Annotated in this window: 16 protein-coding genes and 1 riboswitch; of the genes, 10 read left to right on the top strand and 6 right to left on the bottom strand. The window is 42.3% G+C overall.

Going from position 1 to position 19,587, the window contains the following annotated elements:
* Positions 1 to 25: 25 nt before the first annotated feature.
* The gene (gene yfkAB / locus A8F95_RS13790; protein WP_065411026.1) at positions 26 to 1,138 is read right to left on the bottom strand and encodes a radical SAM/CxCxxxxC motif protein YfkAB; all 1,113 of its coding nucleotides are present in this window, start codon (positions 1,136 to 1,138) and stop codon (positions 26 to 28) included.
* 247 nt (positions 1,139 to 1,385) lie between these two features.
* Here yfkAB and A8F95_RS13785 point away from each other — a divergent pair, with 247 nt between their 5' ends.
* Both A8F95_RS13785 and A8F95_RS13780 read left to right on the top strand, forming a co-directional pair.
* Positions 1,386 to 2,096, top strand: a complete 711-nt coding sequence (locus A8F95_RS13785) for a hypothetical protein (protein WP_065411025.1) — start codon at positions 1,386 to 1,388, stop codon at positions 2,094 to 2,096.
* A 149-nt stretch (positions 2,097 to 2,245) separates the two neighbouring features.
* A complete protein-coding gene (locus tag A8F95_RS13780; RefSeq protein ID WP_065411024.1) occupies positions 2,246 to 2,575 on the top strand; it encodes a hypothetical protein in 330 nt (109 codons plus the stop codon).
* Between the two features lie 201 nt (positions 2,576 to 2,776).
* Here the strand turns inward: A8F95_RS13780 and A8F95_RS13775 are convergent, their stop codons facing one another.
* From A8F95_RS13775 to A8F95_RS13765, 3 genes are all read right to left on the bottom strand, one after another.
* Complete coding sequence (locus tag A8F95_RS13775; protein ID WP_065411023.1) at positions 2,777 to 4,018, bottom strand: glutamate-5-semialdehyde dehydrogenase; 1,242 nt, start codon at positions 4,016 to 4,018, stop codon at positions 2,777 to 2,779.
* Positions 4,019 to 4,039: 21 nt separating this feature from the next.
* On the bottom strand, positions 4,040 to 5,155 hold the full coding sequence (gene proB, locus A8F95_RS13770) for a glutamate 5-kinase (RefSeq protein ID WP_065411345.1): 1,116 nt from the start codon (positions 5,153 to 5,155) through the stop codon (positions 4,040 to 4,042).
* A gap of 289 nt (positions 5,156 to 5,444) precedes the next feature.
* On the bottom strand, positions 5,445 to 6,107 hold the full coding sequence (locus A8F95_RS13765) for an NUDIX hydrolase (RefSeq protein WP_065411022.1): 663 nt from the start codon (positions 6,105 to 6,107) through the stop codon (positions 5,445 to 5,447).
* Between the two features lie 180 nt (positions 6,108 to 6,287).
* Between A8F95_RS13765 and A8F95_RS13760 the strand changes: the two genes are divergently transcribed.
* The 4 genes from A8F95_RS13760 (at position 6,288) to A8F95_RS13745 (ending at position 11,687) form a co-directional block, all read left to right on the top strand.
* The gene (locus A8F95_RS13760; protein ID WP_065411021.1) at positions 6,288 to 7,763 is read left to right on the top strand and encodes a PAS domain S-box protein; all 1,476 of its coding nucleotides are present in this window, start codon (positions 6,288 to 6,290) and stop codon (positions 7,761 to 7,763) included.
* 203 nt (positions 7,764 to 7,966) lie between these two features.
* A complete protein-coding gene (locus A8F95_RS13755) occupies positions 7,967 to 8,929 on the top strand; it encodes an ABC transporter ATP-binding protein (protein WP_065411020.1) in 963 nt (320 codons plus the stop codon).
* Positions 8,922 to 10,439, top strand: a complete 1,518-nt coding sequence (locus A8F95_RS13750) for an ABC transporter permease/substrate-binding protein (protein WP_065411019.1) — start codon at positions 8,922 to 8,924, stop codon at positions 10,437 to 10,439. Before A8F95_RS13755 ends, A8F95_RS13750 begins: the two co-directional genes overlap by 8 nt.
* 156 nt (positions 10,440 to 10,595) lie before the next feature.
* Entirely contained in the window at positions 10,596 to 11,687 is a 1,092-nt protein-coding gene (locus A8F95_RS13745; RefSeq protein ID WP_065411018.1) for a branched-chain amino acid aminotransferase, read from the top strand.
* Between the two features lie 32 nt (positions 11,688 to 11,719).
* Here A8F95_RS13745 and A8F95_RS13740 read toward each other — a convergent pair whose 3' ends face one another.
* Both A8F95_RS13740 and A8F95_RS13735 read right to left on the bottom strand, forming a co-directional pair.
* Entirely contained in the window at positions 11,720 to 12,061 is a 342-nt protein-coding gene (locus A8F95_RS13740; RefSeq protein WP_065411017.1) for a DUF3243 domain-containing protein, read from the bottom strand.
* A gap of 77 nt (positions 12,062 to 12,138) precedes the next feature.
* Complete coding sequence (locus A8F95_RS13735; RefSeq protein WP_065411016.1) at positions 12,139 to 12,633, bottom strand: L,D-transpeptidase family protein; 495 nt, start codon at positions 12,631 to 12,633, stop codon at positions 12,139 to 12,141.
* 224 nt (positions 12,634 to 12,857) lie between these two features.
* Positions 12,858 to 12,959: riboswitch (TPP riboswitch) on the top strand.
* A gap of 69 nt (positions 12,960 to 13,028) precedes the next feature.
* Here A8F95_RS13735 and thiT point away from each other — a divergent pair.
* The 4 genes from thiT to A8F95_RS13715 all read left to right on the top strand — a co-directional run bounded on the left by thiT (position 13,029) and on the right by A8F95_RS13715 (position 19,508).
* Positions 13,029 to 13,595, top strand: a complete 567-nt coding sequence (thiT, locus tag A8F95_RS13730) for an energy-coupled thiamine transporter ThiT (protein WP_065411015.1) — start codon at positions 13,029 to 13,031, stop codon at positions 13,593 to 13,595.
* A gap of 143 nt (positions 13,596 to 13,738) precedes the next feature.
* The gene (locus A8F95_RS13725; protein WP_065411014.1) at positions 13,739 to 17,530 is read left to right on the top strand and encodes a dynamin family protein; all 3,792 of its coding nucleotides are present in this window, start codon (positions 13,739 to 13,741) and stop codon (positions 17,528 to 17,530) included.
* 165 nt (positions 17,531 to 17,695) lie between these two features.
* Complete coding sequence (locus A8F95_RS13720) at positions 17,696 to 19,039, top strand: MATE family efflux transporter (RefSeq protein WP_065411344.1); 1,344 nt, start codon at positions 17,696 to 17,698, stop codon at positions 19,037 to 19,039.
* A gap of 151 nt (positions 19,040 to 19,190) precedes the next feature.
* Complete coding sequence (locus A8F95_RS13715; protein ID WP_049662250.1) at positions 19,191 to 19,508, top strand: DUF3870 domain-containing protein; 318 nt, start codon at positions 19,191 to 19,193, stop codon at positions 19,506 to 19,508.
* Positions 19,509 to 19,587 lie beyond the last annotated feature (79 nt).

The following is a 19,587-nucleotide window of genomic DNA, read 5'->3' as shown; positions in this document are numbered from 1 at the left end:
AATATATTCTGGAATCTCCTCTTTTTTATTTAGCTATAACTGCTGCCTTATTCGTAAAATCGACGTTTGGATAGTAAGCATTTTTAACGAGAATGTTAGGGCCGAGACATTGAACACCTGAACAATGGCAATTAAGCTCAGAAGCGAGGCGCGATTGATTCCACGTTTCATAAGCTTGCTGTAAAGCAGTCGTTTGGATATTGCCTAAAGGAGGTGCATCGCCAAAGTCAGTTACAATAATTTCTCCATTAAAAATATTAACGTTTAGACGGGAGCGGCCGTCTGGATCATTGCGCACTGTCACATTCTTCTCTGTGCGCAGTCGTTTTAGCAGCTGGTGTGTCTGTTCATCTGGCTGACAAGCATAAAAAGGAAGAGTCCCAAATAACATCCACACGCTTGGATCACGAGCATCGAGCAACCGGTGGATAGCTTCCCTGATTTCATCAAGAGAAAGCGATTCAAGAGAGCTCGCGAAATCACTTGGGTACATTGGATGAACTTCATGGCGGGCACATTCCATTTCATCTACGATTTGCCGATGAATTTTTTCAAGGTAAGGGAGCGTGCTTTTATTTAACATCGTTTCGGCCGATACCATCACGCCCATCCGTGATAATGCACGGCTGTTGTCTATCATTCGCTGGAACAAAGCCTCACGCTGCTGGAATGAAGGTTTGCGCGCCATATTGGCAAATCCTACTTCTACAAACTCTTTTACTGTGCCCCAGTTATGAGAAATATGGAGAACGTCCAAATAAGGGGCAATTTCTTCGTAACGGGACAGCTCTAGCGTCAAGTTAGAGTTTAACTGAGTGTAAACCCCGCGCTCATGAGCATATTTCAATAGTGGCAGCACATATTCGCGTACAGAAGACTTTGACAGCATCGGCTCACCGCCGGTAATGCTTAAGGCCCGTAAAGCAGGTACTTCATCGAGCCGTTTTTTTAACAGATCAAAAGGCAGCGCCTCAGGATCTTTCGTTTGCAATGTATAGCCGACCGCACAGTGTGCGCATCTCATATTACATAGTGTTGTTGTCGTGAATTCAACATTAGACAATTGCAGCTGTCCAGTTTGCTGCACATCAAGATACGCTTCCCATGGATCGAATACAGGTGAAATCGTTTGTTTCATGTTTAACCCTCATTTCTTTGTACAACGAATTATTATACTGTTATTTTATGAATAAATGAACAGGAAAAATGAGAGGAAGGATCAGCATAAGAGGTTGGAAACCAATATAGAGCGATACTCTCAAAATTTGAAAATCTTTCATTCTTGAGCCCTATTTTTCCTAATTTGTTATGTAAATAGTTAGCGAAAAATTCCATGTATGTTACAATGTAGGCTGAAAGACAAGGAAGTGAAAGGAGAGAGAGAGATGAAAAAATGGTCTATGATCTTGGGAGCCGTGGTGCTTGCAGGAGGAATATTAGGAGCATGCTCTGAATCAGAAACGAAAGAACAGACAACGGACAAGCCTGAAAAGGAAACAGCTGAACAATCAGGACAGGATACGGAAGTACAGCAGGGAAATGAAGGAACAACTCAGGAGCCAGCAGATAAAGAGACGACTCAAGCTCCTGAAACAAACAAAGAAACAACGCCTAGTACCGAGAAGAAGCCGGATTCAAACACACAACAGCCAGCTGCTGTCACTGAGACAAAAGGAACCTTTAATGGTGTGGCGGATCCGCATACAGTAGAAATTGAAGTAAATGGACAGCCACAATCCTTCCAGGTTGCTCCTGATAGTGACATGATGAAAAAGTTTGATCAAATGGAAGAAGGGACAGAAGTTACATTCACCTATAAAAAAGAGGGAGAGCAGCTAATCCTTCAAGAACTGAAAGCACAAGCACCAGCGAAAACAAACAGTGACACAGCAGCTGCCATTGAAACACACGGAACTTTTAATGGCGTTGCGGACCCGCATACAGTAGAAATTGAAGTAGACGGACAGCCGCAAGCCTTCCAAGTGGATCCTAATAGTGACATGATGAAAAAGTTTGATCAAATGGAAGAAGGGACAGAGTTTTCGTTTACTTATAAAAAAGAAGGCGAACAATTGATCATTCAAGAATTAAAATAAGAATCATTCGAACGGATAAAGGGAGCTTCGAGCTCTTTTTTATCCGTTTTTGTGTGCCAAAGAAAATAGCCGCTTTTTGATTAAAATGCTTCTTAACGGGAATAGGAAGTTTATATAACCTATGCGAATGAAATGAATGGAGGAGTTGGATGAATACTTCCGCAATGCTGAGAGGCTATCTATCGAAGATGATGGACAACGAAAGTTACTTTTATCATGTAGTGAATTGTATGGAAGTGCAATTAAACGATTGGGGACAAGAAGCCATTTTATTATTTGATTGGAATGAACATGATGAAGTCATCTATGTGTCTTTTATAATTGAAGACCACTTATACACTTTTTCCCTAGACCAGGAAATGGCGGCCACGCTACAGGAAAAGAGCCCTTATTCACTAGATCGCTTTATGTGGGAGGCACTCGTCAGACAAGGGTTTAAATTGAAAAAAAGTAATTACATTCAGATGGCTTTTCTATAATGGAAGAATGTGTAGACAAAATCTATATTCAATCCCCCAGGCTAGTTGAAAACGTTTGTCTTTCGAGGCGCGAAACCTGACGAGGAGCGGAGTGACCATCAGGGTCATGAGCACCGCAGGCAGATGGGCAACGAAGAAAGCGAACGTTTGTCAACAGCCTCAAACCGGCAGCTTAAATTCAGAAGCTGCCGGTTCGTATGCTTAGTTTCTAATTTGCCCCGTTCCTTCGACGAGCGATTTTACCGTTGTGAGAGCACGCAATCCCATCGGTCCACGGGCATGAAGCTTTTGCGTGCTAATGCCGATTTCCGCTCCGTATCCAAATTGTTCTCCGTCTGTAAAACGAGTAGACGCATTATGGTAAAGAACAGCAGCGTCAATAGCACGGAAGAACGTCTGTACATGCTCCTTGCTTTCCGAAACGATCGCTTCCGAGTGTTTTGTCCCGTACGTTTGAATGTGGGCGATTGCCTCTTGAATGCCTGCTACTGTTTTGACAGCCAAAATGGGAGCTAGGTACTCTGTAGACCAATCTTCTTCAGAGGCTTGCTTGATAAATGAAAATTCCTTGACGAGGTCATCCGAGCCGCGAAGCTCGATCCCTTTTTCATAAAGCGACTGCAATAGCTCTTTGTGATACGGCCAATCTTTATGAATTAATAAGGACTCGGCTGCATTGCAGACAGAAGGGCGGTGGAGCTTGGCATTTTCTGCAATCGCAATGGCCATCTCTTTTTCTGCGCTTTCATCAATATAGACGTGACAATTGCCGACACCTGTTTCTAAAACAGGAACCGTTGCCTGCTTAATGACTGTTTGAATCAAGCCAGCTCCGCCGCGAGGAATGAGCACATCTAAATATTCGTTTAACCGGAACATGTCAGACGCTGTTTCTCGGCTCGTATCCTCAAGCAACTGCAGGGCCTCTTCTGGAACAGGGGATGATTGTAAAGCAGCCTTCATTACTTTTGCCAAAGCTAGATTAGAACGGGCAGCAGAGGAACTGCCGCGAAGCAGCACAGCATTGCCCGCTTTTAGACATAAAGCAGCCGCATCCACTGTGACATTCGGACGCGCCTCATACACCATGCCGATCACGCCGAGGGGAACTCTTACCGTTTGGATATTCAATCCATTCTCCAGCGTCCACTTTTCTGTTACTTCACCGACTGGATCTTTTAGGTGAAGTAACTGCCGAACACCATCCGCCATCTGCCGGATCCGATCTTCTGTTAATTTGAGACGATCTAATAAAGGCGGGGCAAACCCGGCGGCCGTTCCTGCTTCCATGTCCTGAGAATTCTCCTGTAAAATAAAATCTATATTTGAAAGCAACGCCTCTGCAATTTGCTCGAGTGCCTCGTTTTTCTCGGTCTCCGTTAGCATCCCCATCTGGTAAGAAGCTGCCTTTAACAGCTTCGCTTTTTCAAGTAATTCTCCCATTCTTTCCACTCCATTCTCTAATCAAATCATGACTTTTGTTGTCACCCAATTATCGCGGTGAATGACTTCCGCTCGCTCATTGATTGAATGCATTTTTGCTTGTGCACCGGCCTGGCCTTTTACTTTCTCTAAATCAGCAGAAGAATAAAAGACTTGCCCTTTGCCAAGAACTTCTCTTTTTTCATTTAAGACTGTGACAACGTCCATCGCGTGAAATAAGCCTTCCACTGCCAAAACACCGACTGGAAGCAAGCTTTTTCCCCTTGATAAAATAGCTTGTTCAGCTCCTTCATCCACAATAATAACGCCGTTCGGCTTTGCGTGGTGAGCGAGCCACTGTTTTTTCATTTGCATATGGCTTTTAAAAGGAGCGCCAATATAGGTGCCGGAGCCTTTGCCAGCCAGAATATCCATTAATTTTTCCTGGCCAGCACCGTTGCCGACAAATACCGGCACGCCGAGTGATAATGCTTTTTTTGCTGCCAACAGCTTTGACCTCATGCCGCCAGTTCCGATAGAAGTGCCGCTGTCACCGGCATAAGACAGTAATTCATCTGTGACTTCAGGGATAAAATGAAACCGTTTTGCCGTCGGATTTTTAATAGGATTACTATCATACAAGCCGTCAATGTCAGTCAGGATAATGAGCGCGTTTGCTTGGGTAAAGCCGCTCACAAGGGCCGACAGCATATCATTATCACCATAAGTAAGTTCCTCGATCGAGATCGAATCGTTTTCGTTAATGATCGGAATAGCGCCCGCTCTTAACAATTCCGACATCGAAGTGTAAAAGTTATGAAAGCGCCCTCGGCTGTAAAAATCTTCTTTCGTTAAAAGCATTTGCGCAGCAACAAGGTTAAAAGGGGCCAGCAGGGAAATATACTTCTGAATAAGCAGACTTTGCCCGACTGCCGCTGCTGCTTGCTTAGCTGCCACTGTTTTCGGACGGGCCGCATACCCGAGCGACCGGAAGCCGGCCGCGATGGCCCCGGAGGAAACGACGATCACTTCATGACCATTTTCACGAAGACTCGCAATAGCAGATACATGATCCTGTACTTTTTCTTCAACGATATTACCTTGCTCGTCAGTTAGGGAACTGCTGCCAATTTTCACAACAACCCGTGATTTCTTCACCATCCATCATCCTTTTCGTCTATATAAAAAAACAGCATGCCCCTCCTCCTAACAAAAGGACGGAGGGCATGCTGTTCCGCGGTACCACCTTTATTGGTGCATAAAGCACCCACTTTAAACCCGTAACGCGGGGAACGGCCTATGTTGTCATAAGCGATACATAATAAGGGCAGGTTCAACAGCTTCCTGCGAGGAACCTTTCAGCCGGTGGGTTCCACTCTCTAACGCATTTCACTGGTTTACTAATCCCTCGATCGTTTCAGTATTTATGATTATTCATAATTATCTATTATTTTCTTGATTTGTCAAGAGGCAGGGAGGGCGATGAAGCAATGCCTGACTCTTTGATGAGTTCAATAAAATGTTTAAGTATGCGAGCCGTTAACCCCCAAATAATTCGGTTTTCATAAAAATAAAAGTACTCATCCATAGAACGAGCCTGCCAGTTATAATCCTCACCGCCGATAATTAAATTAAAAGGAAAGCCTTCTTCCGGTTCGACTTTAAAGTGAACAGAATGACGGTCTGGTACGGCGGTTAATAAATAATCAAGCGGTACTGTAAAAACTTCTGCTACCTCATCTGGATTAGGTTTTAGCCGATCTGCTGGCAGTACTCCTACGAAAGGAAAGATGATTGTCCCGAAAGGCGATAGCATGAAATCGAGTGGAAAAGTGCTGTGAACAGCTGAAGGGGAGATCCCAAGCTCTTCCGATGTTTCACGTATAGCCGTAAAGCGTTCATCTTTATCCTCTGGATCGCACTTTCCGCCCGGAAAGCAAACTTCTCCCGGCTGCCGTCTCATTTCATATGAACGTACTTCAAATAAGACGTGAATGTCTCCTTCTTTTTCAACAAGAGGTAGAAGAACAGCAAACTTTGCGAAATTTTCACTACCTAAAATAGCCGGTGTCCGGCCTTGAAATTGTTCCATTAGTCGATTCATTTCCATAGCGGCACCTCTTCTTTACGACATGTTTGTCTTTATTATAGTGTATTCCCTCGAAATTGTGTGAAAAGCACTCTTTTCTTTCTCCGACAAGCATTTGTCATAAAAACTCACCTTTTGTTGAAAGATTTTTAGTGAAAAAAAGGAAATTTTTATACATAGTAGAAAGGGGGAGAGGATAGAGTGAAAACGAATGAAAAAAGATTGATCACAACTGATACAGCAGCAACTAAATGTAACAGCTGGCGTGACGCTTTTTTACAGGCTGTTTGCGACCCTTTGTACGTTTTAGATTCGGAGGGAAAAGTCATCACGGTGAACGATGCCTTCGAACAAGAATACGGCTGGACATTACAGGAAATAAAAGGGAAGCTTTTACCGATTGTCCCTTTGCATCTTGAAGTAGAATTTAATTTTTTACAGCAGCAGCTCCAGGACGGGAAAAGAATTCAACACTACAAGACCATTCGCCAAAATAAAAAGAGCGCTCTTCTTCATGTTGAAGTTTCTGCATCACCCGTTCATGATGAAAGCGGACAACTTACTGCCGCTATTTATGTAACAAGAAACATAACGAAAAAAATTGAAACCGCTCTTTTATTAGATCGTCAAGTCGAAGAATTAAAGGAAAATGAAAAAAGGTTTCTGATTATATCAGAAAACATCAATGACATTTTTTGTGTGTATGACCGTTTTACAAAGAAACTTCATTACATTAGCCCTTCTTATGAGAAAATACTTGGCCATCCTAAAGAGGATATTTATGAGGATATAAGCTCATTTCGAGCGGTTATCCACCCGGAAGACCAGGAACGGTTTAGAAAGTTTGCCATTGAAGAGGTATACGGTGAAGGGGCAGAAATTGAATACCAGGTGATTCATAAAAATGGGTCCATCATCTGGCTTCGTTCGCGCAAAATTATTGATAACCGTTTTAAAAACCGTGTAATTGTGATTACTCAGGACATTACAAGCTTAAAAGAAAAAGAAATTTTATTAAATAAGCGGGATAAGCTAAGCGCTGTTGGCCAATTAGCCGCGGGCATTGCCCATGAAGTGCGAAATCCGCTGACAGCTATAAAAGGTTTTACCCAGTTATGGGGGCAGGAAACACATCATAAATACAGCGAAATTATCCTGTCTGAGCTAGAAAGAATTGAATCAATTATGCAGGAATTTTTAATGCTGGCGAAACCAAATCAGGAAATGGTTTTTATTGAAAAGGATATTAATCATATTTTACGAGATACGATTGCCTTTATGGGACCGGAGGCGTTGCTTTACGGCGTAGAGCTAGTTTCAGAACTGGCAAAGGAATTGCCTCTCGTCCGTGTGGAAGAAAAGCAAATGAAGCAAGTTATTTTAAATTTAATTAAAAATGCCATTGAAGCGATGCCAAACGGAGGGAAAGTGACCATCACAACAAAACAGGCAATAGATGGATCTGTTTGCATTGAGGTGATGGACAGCGGGATTGGCATTTCTCAAGATCGCATTCCCCATTTAGGTGAGCCCTTTTACTCTAATAAAGAAAAGGGAACAGGATTAGGATTGATGGTTAGCTTTAAAATTATTGAGCATCATAATGGGAAAATCTTTTTCGAAAGCGAAGAAGGAAGCGGGACGAAAGTGGAAATTAGGCTTCCTGGCAGCCATTGACCATTTGTCAGTAATGGATCAACCCTTTTTTAGCGCCTGCCAAATGGAGGGATTTCTTCACCATAAACTAATAAGTTGGTTTTCTTCTAATACATGCCTATCTATTCTATCCAGATGGGCATTTTATTTTGCTTAGAAGAAAAGTTTGTTAAAGTAGACATTTAGGGAAAAGATGAGGAAGAAAAGAAGAAAGAGGCATGAATATGATTCAATTTAACAGCGTATCAAAAAAATATCCTGACGGGACGGCCGCCGTTCAGTCTCTTGATTTATACATAAGGGAAGGAGAATTTCTGATCCTTGCTGGTCCAAGCGGCTGTGGGAAAACGACGACATTGAAAATGATCAATCGGTTAATTGATGCCACTAATGGGACGATTACGATCAGAGATAAAAATATACGTGATTATAATATCCATGAATTACGCTGGAATATCGGTTATGTTCTTCAGCAAATCGCTCTTTTTCCGCATATGACAGTTGAAGAAAACATTGCTGTTGTTCCTGAATTAAAAAAGTGGAGCCGAGCGCAGATAAAAGAGCGGATAGATGAACTTTTAACGATGGTTGGCCTTCATCCAAACACGTACAGAGGGAGAAAGCCTTCAGAGTTGTCGGGCGGACAGCAGCAGCGTATAGGGGTTGCCCGCGCTTTAGCTGCCGACCCAGACATTTTACTAATGGATGAGCCATTCAGTGCCTTAGACCCGGTCAGCAGAGAAAAAATGCAGAACGATATCCTTGCATTGCAAAAACGAATTAACAAAACTATTGTATTTGTGACACATGATATGCAGGAAGCCTTTAAGCTTGGTGACCGCATTTGTTTAATGAAGGCAGGGCAAATTGTTCAAATCGATACGCCAAAGACTATCTTTACTCATCCAGCCAACGAATTCGTCCACCAGTTTATCGGATCAGCCCGGCCTTTAACACAGGAAATCATGACGGCCGCACAAGCTCTTGAAAGCCTCCCGATTGCTGACAAGAAATCAGGAGGACGGAGAATCAGTGCAGATTTGCCATTGGAAGAAGCGATTGAACAGCTGATGGATGATGAGCAAATTGAAGTAGAAAAGGAGGGGCAGATCATTGGAGTGCTTACGAGACAATCCGCCCTCGCTTATTTATCTGGCGTGTTAAAGGAGAGAAGGATGTATGAATAATTTCATAAATGTATTGAATGAGAGAAAAGGGGATGTCTGGCGTTCTCTGCTCGAGCATGTGCAGATTTCTTTCATCTCCTTATTTTTTGCTGTTCTCATTGCGATTCCGCTTGGCATTTATTTAACGAGACACAAAAAAGCAGCCGAAAGCATCATTGGCGTCACTGCCGTTCTTCAAACGATCCCATCTCTCGCTCTGCTCGGGTTAATGATTCCGATATTTGGAATTGGACGGCTGCCAGCCATTATTGCATTAGTCATTTATGCCTTGCTGCCTATTCTTCGCAATACATATACAGGGATTGTCGGAGTTGATCCTTCACTTTCTGAAGCGGCCAAAGCCATGGGAATGAAAAGCTACCAGCAATTAATCAAAGTAGAACTGCCGCTCGCCATGCCAGTCATTATGGCAGGAATTCGGACAGCGATGGTGCTAATTGTCGGAACAGCCACTCTTGCTGCTTTAATTGGAGCAGGCGGGCTTGGTGACATTATTCTGCTCGGCATTGATCGTAACAATGCTTCTTTAATTGTTTTGGGAGCGATCCCTGCTGCACTGCTCGCTATCTTTTTTGATGTCATATTAAAGGCAGCTGAAAAAGCTTCCTTTAAACGCTCATTGTCGATGGCGGGGATTGCTGTTATTGCTGCTTGTGCTCTCCTAATGGTGCCGTCGCTGATGAAAACAAAGCAGGAGACAATTGTCATTGCTGGAAAACTCGGCAGCGAGCCTGAAATATTAATGAACATGTACAAGTTACTCATTGAACAAGACACCGATTTACAAGTGGAGCTGAAACCGGGTCTTGGCAAAACCTCATTTGTTTTTAATGCTCTTCGGGCCAAAGAGATTGATCTTTATCCAGAGTTTACAGGTACGGTTATCGCTGAATTTTTAAAAGAAGAAGCGAAAAGTACAGATCGTAAAGCGGTCTATCAGCAAGCTGAAACGGGTTTGCTTAAAAAATATGATCTGATGCTGCTTCGACCGATGGCTTATAATAATACATACGCATTAGCGGTACCAGATCAAATAGCTGAAAGCTTTGGTTTAAAAACGATATCTGATCTTAAGAAAGTCGAACAGCAGATGAAGGCTGGATTTACACTCGAATTTTCTGATCGGGAAGATGGGTACCGCGGTATTCAAAAAAAATATCATCTTTACTTCCCATCTGTTCAGACGATGGAACCAAAGCTTCGCTACCAAGCTGTGAAATCTGGTGATATTAACTTAGTAGATGCCTATTCGACAGACAGTGAACTGCAACAATTTCATTTAACGGCATTAGAAGATGACCTCGGTTTATTCCCACCCTATCAGGGAGCACCGCTATTAAGGACGGAAACACTGGAAAAGCATCCTGAGCTTGAGCGGATATTAAATAAGCTTGCAGGTAAAGTGACAGATGGGCAAATGAGAAAAATGAATTATGAAGTCAATGTAAAAGATCAAAAAGCAGCAGCCGTAGCAAAGGAATTTTTAGAGAAGGAAGGCCTTTTAGACTGAAAAAGTGCAATTGGACAAAAAATTGAAAATGTTTTACAATAATTTTGCACTAAACTATTGTGAAAAGATTCTAAAAAATTGTAAAATGATATGTATATAGTTATTTATTATCTTTATCTTTTCCCAAATTCATATACAGCAAGGAGACAGTGCGAAATGAAAGAACAAACTATCCAACTCAACTTAAGTCCTGAAAGAAAGCCGAAGCCACAATCTGAAGAGCTAGGCTTTGGAAAAATTTTCACGGATCATATGTTTATTATGGATTATACTGAAGGGCAGGGCTGGCACGATCCGCGCATTGTTCCTTACCAGCCAATTTCACTAGATCCGGCCTGCATGATCTTTCATTATGGCCAGACGGTGTTTGAAGGATTAAAAGCATACCTTACAGAAGATAATCGGGTGTTGTTATTCCGCCCACAGAAAAACTTTGAGCGTTTAAACCGTTCAAATGAACGCCTATGTATTCCTCCAGTGGATGAAGAGTTTGCTCTAGAAGCTTTAAAACAATTAATTTCTGTGGAAAAAGATTGGATTCCGAATGCAGAAGGGACCTCTCTTTATATTCGTCCATTTATCATTTCTACAGAGCCTTTCCTTGGAGTGGCACCATCAAGCCGTTATAAATTTATGATTATTTTATCACCGGTAGGAGCTTACTATAAAGAGGGCATTCATCCAGTGAAAATATTAGTAGAAAGCGAGTTTGTCCGTGCAGTTGCTGGCGGAACAGGAGAAGCCAAAACAGCTGGAAACTACGCTTCTAGTTTAAAGGCGCAGGAAATAGCTGACGGCAAAGGATATACTCAAGTATTATGGCTGGATGGCTTGGAGAAGAAATATATTGAAGAAGTAGGCAGCATGAATGTCTTCTTTAAAATAAACGGAGAAATTGTAACGCCTGCTTTAAACGGCAGCATTTTAGAGGGAGTCACAAGAAACTCTGTCATCGAGCTTCTAAAATCCTGGGATCTGCCAGTAACAGAGCGCCGTTTGGCGATGGAAGAAATTCGTGAAGCGTATAAGTCCGGCCAATTAGAAGAAGCCTTTGGTACAGGAACAGCAGCCGTTATTTCTCCAATCGGAGAATTGCTCTGGAATGATGAAAAAATGATCATTAATGAAGGAACTACAGGTCCGATCGCTAAAAAGCTTTACAGCACCATTACTGGTATCCAAAATGGAAAAGAACAAGATCCATTTAACTGGACAGTAGAAGTAGAACAATATGCTGCAACAAAATAAAAATACGTCTGCCTTTTGGCAGACGTATTTTTTCATTCCTGATCCACGAATTTAACGAGCATATGGGCTAAATGATGACGTTCATCCTGCGTGCCTACATTCCATAGCTCCTGGAGCAGTTTTTCTTCTCTATTTTTTGGCTCAGCATGTTCTGCTAAGTAGCCAGCAATTTTCTCGGTAGCCACCGCAAGCTGTTCTTCATTCAAGCCGATTTTTTCAGCAAGTTCAATTCTTTTTTTCAAATAGGATTTAAAAGAGTTAAAATTCTCAAGAATGCTGTCCATTCTTTCAGGACTAATTCGCTCAAGCGCATCGTCTACTTTATGGGGCTGTAACTCTCCATCTTTATGAATAGCATGATTTTCCTCTGTCATCAGTGATTCCTCCTTTACTGTTTCGTTATGCCCTCCTTCGCCTGTTTTCAAACCTGAGACAGAGGAATTTCAGTAGTTTAAGGACGAATATGAACAGGAGTGCCAATTGGGACAATGCTTGCTAATTCTTCTACGTCGCGATTGTACATGCGGATGCAGCCTTTTGAAACAAACTTACCGATGGAGGAAGGATTATTCGTTCCATGGATGCCATAAGATTTTTTTGATAAACTCATCCACATCGTTCCGAATGGACCGCCTGGATTGGGCGCTTTATTAATAATGACAAAGTCTCCGGTCGGTGTTCGGGTCAGCATTTTGCCTACACCTATCGGATAGGTTTTTTGAACATTCCCACGGCGAAATAACGCCAATTTGCGCTGGGATAGCGAAATACTGATAGAGTAGGGGAGAGAACTAGGTGACGGAAGACCTGGAATCCGGATTTGCTGTCCGGGGGAAAGCTGATACAGATTGACTCCAGGGTTAGCAGCGATCAACTGAGAGACAGAAAGCCGATAATCACCAGCAATTGATGAAACTGTTTCTCCACGTTTCACAACATGATTCATAGACACACCTGCTTTTATTCTTTTTTGAACAAGCCCTAATAAAGCGAAAACTCCAATATTCACTTACGTATATGAAAGATAAAAAGCAGATATACACGTTTACTAAAATAGGTGATGCTGACTAATCACTCCTCGCTGAAAAACGGAAAGCACTTTATCACTTTAAATTGACGAACAATCCCCCTGTTTCATTTTCTTTACACTTATGCTATAGTAAGAATATACAAGTCCACTAGGGGTGTCGTTAGACTGAGAGAGGAGTGATCCTCAACTCTAAGAACCTGATCTGGTTAGTACCAGCGTAGGGAACGTGTGACAGATACGGGAAACATTCGCAAATGCCGAATATCTTTTGTATCAGTTCACCCCTTTGGATAAGAAAAGGGGGATTTTTTATGGAGAGAAATAAGCTAGTGACGATGATCGAAATCGCTGTTATGGCAGGATTGTCGTTCATATTAAGCTACGTGGAGTTCGGTGCTCTATGGGCGTTTGGAGGCTCTATTTCGCTTGTAATGGTACCGATATTCGTTATGGCGTTTCGTCGAGGCTGGCAAGCAGGCTTCTTAACAGGTCTGTTAGTGGGGTTAATAAGCTTACTGACAGGCGGCTATGTTGTCCACCCGGTACAGCTAGTCCTCGATTATCCACTTGCCTATGCGGTGCTTGGATTAGGAGCATTTGTTGTTTTTCATAAGCCGGTTACGATAGGCCGAATTTTCGCTGGCCTATTATTAGGTACATCACTTCGCCTTGTCTGCCATTTCCTTTCCGGAGTCATTTGGTTCGGCAGTTATGCACCTAAAGGCACGCCGGTTGCTGTTTATTCTTTCTTGTATAACCTTTCCTATTTACTTCCGGAAATGTTGATTACATCAGCTGTATTACTCTTCTTGAAAAAGACAGCACCGCGTTTTTATAAGCAATCTGCTTCTATTGAAAGCAGTTCGGCTAGTTATTAATAAATAGAAAAAGCAGAAGCCGTATGGATGGGTCGATCCATACGGCTTTTGCTTTTTTTGTGTAAAAGAGGCTCACAGCTGAAATGTCCAAGACATTTCGATACAATGAAATAAAAGTATTTTAAAAATGGGAGCGGGAACGTATGCTAACGGAAAAATTAAAAAAATGGCTAGCCAATCAAAAGCCCACTCGCGCCCTACTGCTTCCGAAGCTAGAACAGCTTCATACTTTGTTGTTGAAGTATGGAGATCAGGAAAGTGCTCAATTGTGCGCTGAATTGCTGGAAAAGCTGGAAAATCGCGAGTATGTCATTGCCTTTTATGGTCATTTCTCAGCTGGTAAATCTTCGATGATCAATGAATTAATGGGGGAAAGTTTGCTGCCTTCGAGCCCTATTCCGACGAGTGCCAATATCGTAAAAGTGAAAGAGGGTGAGCCCTGTGCGAATATTTTATTTAAAGATGGGACGCTCAAAAACTTTCCTTATCCTTACAACATCGAGGACATCCAAGCATATTGTGTGAACGGAAATATAGTAGAGGAAGTCGAAATATCACATCGCACTGGGCAGCTTCCGGAAGGAGTGACTGTTTTTGATACACCGGGAATTGATTCGACAGATGATGCTCACCGGGTCAGTGCTTTGTCCCAGCTTCATTTAGCTGATCTTGTTTTTTATATGATGGATTATAATCATGTGCAGTCTCCGGTCAATTTTGAATTTAACCGCCAGCTTTCAGAAAGAGGAAAAGATAATTACTTTATCATTAATCAAATTGATAAGCATGTCGCTAGTGAATTATCTTTTGAAGAGTTTTCAAGCCGTGTCCATCATTCATTCACTGAGCATCATCTCACATACAATGGACTTTATTTCACTTCCTTGCAGGATGAAAGTCATCCGTATAACCAAATGAACGAGTTAAAAACCTTTTTATCCAGCAAAATTGCAGATCGCTACCAGCAAATTACTGCCCACGTTCTTCAAGAAGCGCTCATCATAGCCACGGATTTTTTCCAAAAACAGCAGGAAAAGAAGAGAAAAGAGCTAGATGAGTATGATGAGCTGCTCGTCGGAACAGCTTCTTTTCAACAGCTTCAGGAAGAACTTTTCGAATATACAGAGCGCAAAGAAGCGATCGAAAAACGGGATCACCTCTTTATTCCCCTGTTTGATCAGATTCTCATAGGTGTCTTTAATAATGCTAAGCTAATGGATTACTATGGCCGGATCTTTGTACGTCAGTTTTTAGAATCCCGTGAGCTGTCCTTTCAGGTGCGCGGCTTCCTTTCCCGCAAGAAAACGAAAAAAGAAAGGGAAGCGCGGCTGCAGCAGCTATTTCAGGCATTGAATGAAAACAGACTGTCCTACATTGATATTCCCTTAAAAGAAGAATTGATTAAATTGCTGCAATCCTTTGATGTGCTCACAGAGGAGCTGCGAGAAGGCATTCGCCAATGCCAAGTCCATTTTTCTCCGGAACTGCTCGTAAGGCTGGTGAAAAGTGGAGCCATGCTAACAGACGACTATGTACTAAACTATGCTAAAGACATTAGCCGTGAAATGAAGAGTTTGTACCGGCAGGCATTTGCTGTCCTCGTTGAACCATTGGAAACGCAGGCAAAAGAAAATAATCGGAGAAAAAGAGCTTTACTAGCACAGGAATATGAAGAGATTCAGCAGAAAATCGATGCGTGGAAAAAGCGAGAACAGATAAAAGCGCAAGAAGCCCAGCTCTATGAAAGTATTTTTGCCATGCTTGCCGTACGGGGAACAGAGAAAGTGGAAAAAAGACCTTTTCAGGCATTTAAAAAAACAGGCCAGCTGGCAGAACAAAGACGAAAGCGATTCATTGATATTGGCGAGGCAGCGAGAGAATGGAGCAGGCGATTAGAAGAATTGGCCTTTACCCCTGTTGATTTAGAAAAGCAGGTGAAGGAAATAAAGAGAAAAGCAAGCTTGCTAGCGCAAGCGAGTCATATGGAGCAAAGAATAGGGCAGCTAAAGGCACGGATTGAACGGTTGGAGAAAAACGAGTATATGATTGCCTTGTTCGGAGCTTTTAGTGCCGGCAAGTCCTCTTTCGCCAATGCCTTGTTAGGAAAACGGGTTCTGCCTGTATCACCGAACCCGACTACTGCTGCAATTAATGAAATTCGTGCACCAGATCAGGCCCATCCTCACGGAACAGTGACATTATTGTTTAAAACAGAAGAACAATTGCTAAAAGATATTAATCAAGCGTTAGAATTAAGCGGAAAAACTGTCAATAGCCTAGAAGCACTTCATTCTCTTCTACAGGAACATGAAGAGTTCATAAAAAGCAAGGAGTCATCACAAGAAAAAGATAAAAGAGGCGAGCCAGAAGAAGAAAGGTTTAGTCCGCTTGAAGCGTTGCCGCTCGAGCAATTCTCATTTTTACGCGCTGCTCTTTCTGGTTATCCAAAAATTAAGTCCCAGCTCGGACAATCAGCAAGAAAAACAGCAGAAGATTACACTGAATTCGTGAGCGTAGAAGAGAAAGCTTGTTTTGTCGAACGGATCACCTTATATTATTCGTCCCGGCTAACCGAACAAGGTATGGTGCTTGTCGATACACCGGGGGCAGGCTCCATGAATGCCCGTCATACGGAAATGGCGTTTAACTATATAACAAGTGCCGATTCTATCGTATTTGTCACTTATTATAACCATGCTTTTTCACGGGCGGATCAAGCCTTTTTAACCCAGCTTGGCCGAGTCAAAGATTTTACCGGCAAAGATAATCTGTTTTTCATCGTGAATGCAGCTGATCTTGCTACAGCGAAAAGGGACTTACTCGATGTGCTTCAACATGTAGGGGAGAACTTAATAAAATGCGGAATCCGGCAGGCTCGGATTTATCCGGTATCCAGTCACCTCGCTCTGTTAGCTAAAGGAAAAGCGGCTCATTCGTTAACAGAAGAGGAACAGAAGCGGTATAACGCCCTTCTTCGTTTAGCAGCAGGTGAACAGATGGCGGCTGAGGCAGCGCTTGATCTGTCAGGCTTTTCTTTGTTTGAACACCACTTTTATCCTTTTACGAAACAAGCCCTTGCTATGGCTGTTTTGCAGCAGGCAGAAGTGGATGTTGAACAAGCTATGATCGAGTTGAAAAGACGGATACGGCTCGCTGAAGCGGATGAAACGGCGAAGCGCCAGCACCGAGAAGAGCTATCGCAACAATTGACCGAGACGCTTTCTTATCTAGACAGCCGGTCCTTTTCAGCGGAGCTTGAAGCTTTTCAGCAAGAGATCAAGGAGTTATTGTTCTATGCGAAGCAGCGCCTGTTTTATCGCTATAATGATGAATTCAAGGTGATCTTCAGCCCGACAGCATTCGATGCTTTTGATGATACCTTGACGGCATTGCACCGAATGACGAATGAAGTCATTCGCTTCGTTGCTAGAGAAATGACGCAGGAAATGAGGACAGCGGCCTTTCGGCTGCAAACCTTTATGCAAAAAAGCATGGAGCGAATGTCAAAGTCTTTAGAAAAAGAGATAAAACCAATCTTGCCAGCGATTTATTTAAAAGAAACAAGCGTAGGGGAGGCTCCGGAATTGTTTTTTGAAGCAGGTCTGCATGAAATCCATTCCGGCTTATTCGCTTCGTTGTTGAAGGAATATAAAAGTTCTCTGCAATTTTTCGCAGAAGGCGGAAATAAACGAATCCGGGATGAAATTGAAAAAGAGCTCATCACGCCTGTTCATCAATATATTCGCAGCGAGGAAGAACAGATAGAAGCCGCTTTTCTCCCGTTTTATGAAGACCTCCTAAAACAAGCAAAGAAGGACGCAAGATTGCAAATAACAGAACAAGTGGAAGGACGGCTCGCGGCACTTACTGAAAAAGCAGAGGCAGATCATTATAAAAAGCTGCTTTATGAGCTGCAAAGCGGATACTTTTCTTAATAAAAGTAAAGTAGTTCTGAAAAGTGTTTGCTTCAGTGCCGCTTTTTATTTTGCCTAGCTTCACACATGTACGTAGAAGAGCATCCTTAAGTATGACTCGTATTAAGCATTTTCATCGCCTCTTCTTTTCTTTTTCATTATGATAGAGGGGAAAGGAGCATGAGAATGAAGCAGCATGATTTTACAAGCGGAAGCATTTGGAGGCAGCTGCTTACTTTTTCCACCCCTATCTTGCTGACTAATCTATTACAGGTATCCTACCAGTTCATCGATAGCTTATGGGTAGGAAATTTGCTCGGTGCTAATGCACTGGGGGCGGTAGCTGTTTCTAGTACGGTTATTTTTACGGTATTATCCTTTATCATTGGCATTAACAATGCCACGTTGACGATCTTATCGCAGCTAAAAGGAAAAGATGACCCTGAACATTTAAAAAGGTATGTCAATGCTTTTACCGTCATTTTAACTGCCTTATCAGTAGGCTTAGGTGTTGCAGGCTTTTTCTTCGCAAAAGATATATTGCAGCTGCTTGATACACCAACCTCCATGATTCCTGAAGCCGTCAGTTATTTGCAAATAAATTTTATAGGCATTCTTTTTCTATTTGGTTATAACTTTATCGGTACTGTCTTTCGTGCTCTCGGCAACAGCAAAACACCGATTCGTTTCGTTCTAACCGCTGTTATTTTAAATACGATTCTCGATCCGGTGTTTATCCATGTGTTCAACATGGGCATTGACGGAGCGGCCTACGCCACCGTTGTGGCTCAAGGCGCGGCTTTTCTATATGGTTTATTTACCAGTATCCGGTTTAAGTTCATTCCCTTTACGGTTCCTTTTCTTCCAACGAAAGAAGAAGTATCGCTTATTTTAAAACAAGGGATCCCCGCCGGCTTGCAAATGATGGTTATTTCTGCAGGAATGGCGGCTATTATGAGTGTTGTTACTTCATTTGGCGGGCATGCAGTGGCTGGTTTTGGTGCTGCCCAGCGCCTGGACAGCCTGTTAATTTTGCCTGCTCAGGCTCTCAGCACAGCAGTCAATAGCATGGCTGGCCAAAATATCGCGGTTCACCAGTGGAGACGGGTGAATCAAATTGCGTTATATGCCACCTTCCTTAATTTAGCCATTATGCTGACAGCGGCTCTCTTTATCTTTTTATTCGCTAACTGGAGCATACGCTTATTTATTACAGACAAAGAAGCGGTCGCTTTTGGAAGGGAATATATAAAAATGGTCGCCTTTTTCTATCCTTTTCTCGGCTTGAATTTTGTATTAAATGGGATTGTGCGGGCAGCAGGGGCGATGTTTCAAGTATTGGTGTTAAACCTGATTTCTTTTTGGGTGCTGAGATATCCGTTGACGGAATTTTTTGCGGGCTGGATAGGAGAGCGCGGAGTTGCGCTAGGCATGGGAACTAGCTTTGTTATTAGCAGTCTGTTCGCTTTTAGTTATTTTTATTTTGGAAAATGGAAGAAAAAAAAGTTATTTGCCACCGAGAGAGATTAGTTTATTCATAAAATATAAAACTTAATATTTTTAATATTGCAAACAACAAATGAATATATTAAGATAAATGTACCATGCTTATTACGACGAACCTTTGCATCTAAAACATGTGAATGCCCCGCGTAATATCCGAATGGCAGGAGGAACATCCGTGTTTCATAAAGATACGATTTACGTGATTGGAGATAGCAAAACCGCTTCTAATAATCCGATTATGCAGCAATTCAATTCCTATTTCATCGGACTTGTCATTGATCGAAACAGTCATAGAATCTTAGAGGCTGAGTGTTCTTCAACCATTTCATTAACCTCTAAATTTGTTCAATCCATTTTTAATGGCCGGTCGATGATGGAAGTAGAAGAGATTATTTCCGATATTGAAAGCCGATATTTTGGCGCTTCGCAAAAGGCTTTAATTGTGGCATTTAAGAATGCCCATATTAAATATAACCAAATTATTAACGGTTAGCTGCTTCATTTGTTTACGCATTTGAAATCCAGCTGTTAAAGGAGATCGATCCTTTGGCGGCTGGATTTTTTATTTTTAA

The organism is Pseudobacillus wudalianchiensis, assembly GCF_001685015.1.
Classification (GTDB): domain Bacteria; phylum Bacillota; class Bacilli; order Bacillales; family Domibacillaceae; genus Pseudobacillus; species Pseudobacillus wudalianchiensis.
This window is presented reverse-complemented; position numbering and strand designations above follow the sequence as displayed.

Coding starts and splice junctions, on each gene's coding strand:
- thiT (WP_065411015.1), top strand. CDS start 13,029: ATGGAGAGAAATAAGCTAGTGACGATGATCGAAATCGCTGTTATGGCA.
- A8F95_RS13780 (WP_065411024.1), top strand. CDS start 2,246: ATGAATACTTCCGCAATGCTGAGAGGCTATCTATCGAAGATGATGGAC.
- A8F95_RS13740 (WP_065411017.1), bottom strand. CDS start 12,061: ATGACAGAGGAAAATCATGCTATTCATAAAGATGGAGAGTTACAGCCC.
- A8F95_RS13785 (WP_065411025.1), top strand. CDS start 1,386: ATGAAAAAATGGTCTATGATCTTGGGAGCCGTGGTGCTTGCAGGAGGA.
- A8F95_RS13775 (WP_065411023.1), bottom strand. CDS start 4,018: ATGGGAGAATTACTTGAAAAAGCGAAGCTGTTAAAGGCAGCTTCTTAC.
- A8F95_RS13735 (WP_065411016.1), bottom strand. CDS start 12,633: ATGAATCATGTTGTGAAACGTGGAGAAACAGTTTCATCAATTGCTGGT.
- A8F95_RS13765 (WP_065411022.1), bottom strand. CDS start 6,107: ATGGAAATGAATCGACTAATGGAACAATTTCAAGGCCGGACACCGGCT.
- A8F95_RS13755 (WP_065411020.1), top strand. CDS start 7,967: ATGATTCAATTTAACAGCGTATCAAAAAAATATCCTGACGGGACGGCC.
- A8F95_RS13725 (WP_065411014.1), top strand. CDS start 13,739: ATGCTAACGGAAAAATTAAAAAAATGGCTAGCCAATCAAAAGCCCACT.
- A8F95_RS13750 (WP_065411019.1), top strand. CDS start 8,922: ATGAATAATTTCATAAATGTATTGAATGAGAGAAAAGGGGATGTCTGG.
- yfkAB (WP_065411026.1), bottom strand. CDS start 1,138: ATGAAACAAACGATTTCACCTGTATTCGATCCATGGGAAGCGTATCTT.
- A8F95_RS13745 (WP_065411018.1), top strand. CDS start 10,596: ATGAAAGAACAAACTATCCAACTCAACTTAAGTCCTGAAAGAAAGCCG.
- A8F95_RS13720 (WP_065411344.1), top strand. CDS start 17,696: ATGAAGCAGCATGATTTTACAAGCGGAAGCATTTGGAGGCAGCTGCTT.